The sequence below is a fragment of the Enterovibrio norvegicus genome (genome assembly GCF_002876705.1).
Taxonomy (GTDB): Bacteria; Pseudomonadota; Gammaproteobacteria; order Enterobacterales; family Vibrionaceae; genus Enterovibrio; species Enterovibrio norvegicus_B.
The window spans coordinates 1-2,183 of sequence record NZ_MDAG01000061.1; the positions used below are offsets into that span (position 1 = coordinate 1).

The following is a 2,183-nucleotide window of genomic DNA, read 5'->3' on the forward strand; positions in this document are numbered from 1 at the left end:
GATTGGCAAGGTGTCCCGTTCATGACCTTGTTAGCCGCTGAATATTCATACTATCGCGGCTTTGCCGCCAGAGCCCAACGAACGCACCGTTTTGTGAATTCAACTGAGGCCTTAAGATAAAATCGCTCGATAAAACCAAAGGCATTGAATTCAACTTAGCAAAGATAGCCACATGATTTTGCATCGAGTTTGGGATTGGTTTAGTGAGCGTTTTCAGAATAAACAGCCTGCGACAAAGAGAGGAACTAGCTAGCCAAACATCGCAAACTAAACACTGAAAAGAATTGACGGATAACGCCCGGTTAAGTAGCTGACAACGCAACTAATACACTCAAACTTACCACCTAACTCACTGAAGCTAAACAGAGTTAAAAATGCCAAGCGTCGACAGTCTGCTTAAATTGCTTGTTAGCTTTTGTACACCGTGATTTCAGCATTAGTTAATTGAAACTTTTGTAGCAACTGCATCGCCTTTCTTGAGACTAATAACATCCCTTTTTCAGAAACGCTAAAGTCGTCTTTGCCGTTGTCTCCCGTTATTTGTAACCACGAGAAACGAGGTAAACAGCACTCTGGCTGTAGTTCTTGAAATATATCAGAACTTGATAGTTCCACTGCAGCAAGATTGTATCCAGACAACTGTGATGCAACTAATGCTGTCGCCAAGCTTTCAGAAACTAAAAAACACGGAAATGTCTCTAATAAATCATCACCCAACCATCCATCAAACTCTAAGTGTAACTTTTCTACTTTTGGCGGGTGTACATCAAAATGCCCCAAAGTATTTTCACCAAATCCCCCTGAGACTTCAGGCTCAATCAAATATTGACTCACCTCATTCTCCTAAAAAACTAACGCAGCCATAAACGGCGAGCGATTTTTGTGAGTCCAGCGCCCGAAGGGCGCGATGTTTGATGGCCTTGTTAAATTTCTTAATAGCTATTGGCTTAATTTCTCAATGACTTTTTCTTCCCAAATTTCTTCCATTACATCTGCGTCATAACACAATGGATGGCTTTCAAATTTAGTAAGCTCTAAATCTCCATTTCCTTTAATTTCAAATATCTCAGTTTCACAAATTCTCTTATCAGCATAATTTCTCGCCAAGTACTTTTTACCTTTTTCAGGAGTAAATGACACGTGAGATTTGCAAATTTTAGTTTTCACCTTAATAGTGTCTGATGAAACCCTCTCCTGTAAGAAAAATATTGTATCATCAATTACAAAACGAAATTTCTGGTCAGCAGGGATTTTAACTTCAACACGATTTTTATTATTCCCTTCATCTGCGTACTTAGTGATCACACTAACATTATTTAGCATAGCAACCATTTCTACTGGCTCAGAGGAACAATAGTGTTCATTCATATCAGAATTATATTTTAGAACGTAGACATTATTTCTAGTTTGATCAGTTTGAATCGTTAACGATGCAGAGTCATCAGGTGGTTGCACTGATTCATAAGGTTTTAGTGAAACACATCCTGTCCCTAATAGCGCAAGTGAGATTATTAATGACTTTCTAAACATTGGTGATTCCTTTCGATAAATATTGAAATTGTGAGTAACACTGCAATTTAACGTTCGAATAACGGGCGTTTACTGACCCAAACTGATTGAAACGCCTAAATCACAGCGTTTCTTTGAAAATGCGCCACGAGTAAACGTCCACGTTTATTCGCTTGTTATACCCGTAACTCAGCTGACAAAGAGCTTACCCATTTACTGTCTCGGCCTTCACTCATTGCGAGAAGTCTTTCTTCTACATGCTCTTTAGACCACACAGCAGCACACTCAAGACCAATGCAATCCTCTTTCGTCGCTGCTATCTCATTACCATTTGAATAAATGGAAAACTGTTTAGAAATCACGTCAAACTTATAAAATTTAGGCTCGGATAGCTCGGCTTGATTAAGTTCAACGGTGCCTACTTTAGGCCAGCCGTTTTTACCGAATGCGCTTTTCATAACCCAAATTCTGAACAACTTACCATCAAAAACCTTACTGTAATCGTTTTGAGGAACAGCGTAAGAATTTTCGGAAAAGGCCACCAGAGGATCTGACAGAACTAAGCCATAACCAAACTTCCCATTTGAAAGTGAAATTTGTACAACTTTTCCACGCTCAAAAATTTTAGTCATAGTAGTCAACTTCCTCAGGAGGTATAACGCTGTGATAACGGG

3 protein-coding genes are annotated in these 2,183 nt (G+C 39.2%); all 3 read right to left on the reverse strand.

Features of this window, described 5'->3' with window-relative positions:
• Nucleotides 1–408: 408 nt before the first annotated feature.
• On the reverse strand, nt 409–834 hold the full coding sequence (locus BCT27_RS22815; protein ID WP_102396873.1) for a hypothetical protein: 426 nt from the start codon (nt 832–834) through the stop codon (nt 409–411).
• Between the two features lie 105 nt (nt 835–939).
• Nucleotides 940–1,530: a hypothetical protein gene (locus BCT27_RS22820; RefSeq protein ID WP_102396874.1), complete on the reverse strand. Its 591-nt coding sequence runs from the start codon at nt 1,528–1,530 to the stop codon at nt 940–942.
• Nucleotides 1,531–1,685: 155 nt separating this feature from the next.
• Nucleotides 1,686–2,183, reverse strand: a 498-nt coding sequence (locus BCT27_RS22825; RefSeq protein WP_206748024.1) for an Imm26 family immunity protein, incomplete at its 5' end; no start/stop codon positions are given.

Coding starts and splice junctions, on each gene's coding strand:
- BCT27_RS22820 (WP_102396874.1), bottom strand. CDS start 1,530: ATGTTTAGAAAGTCATTAATAATCTCACTTGCGCTATTAGGGACAGGA.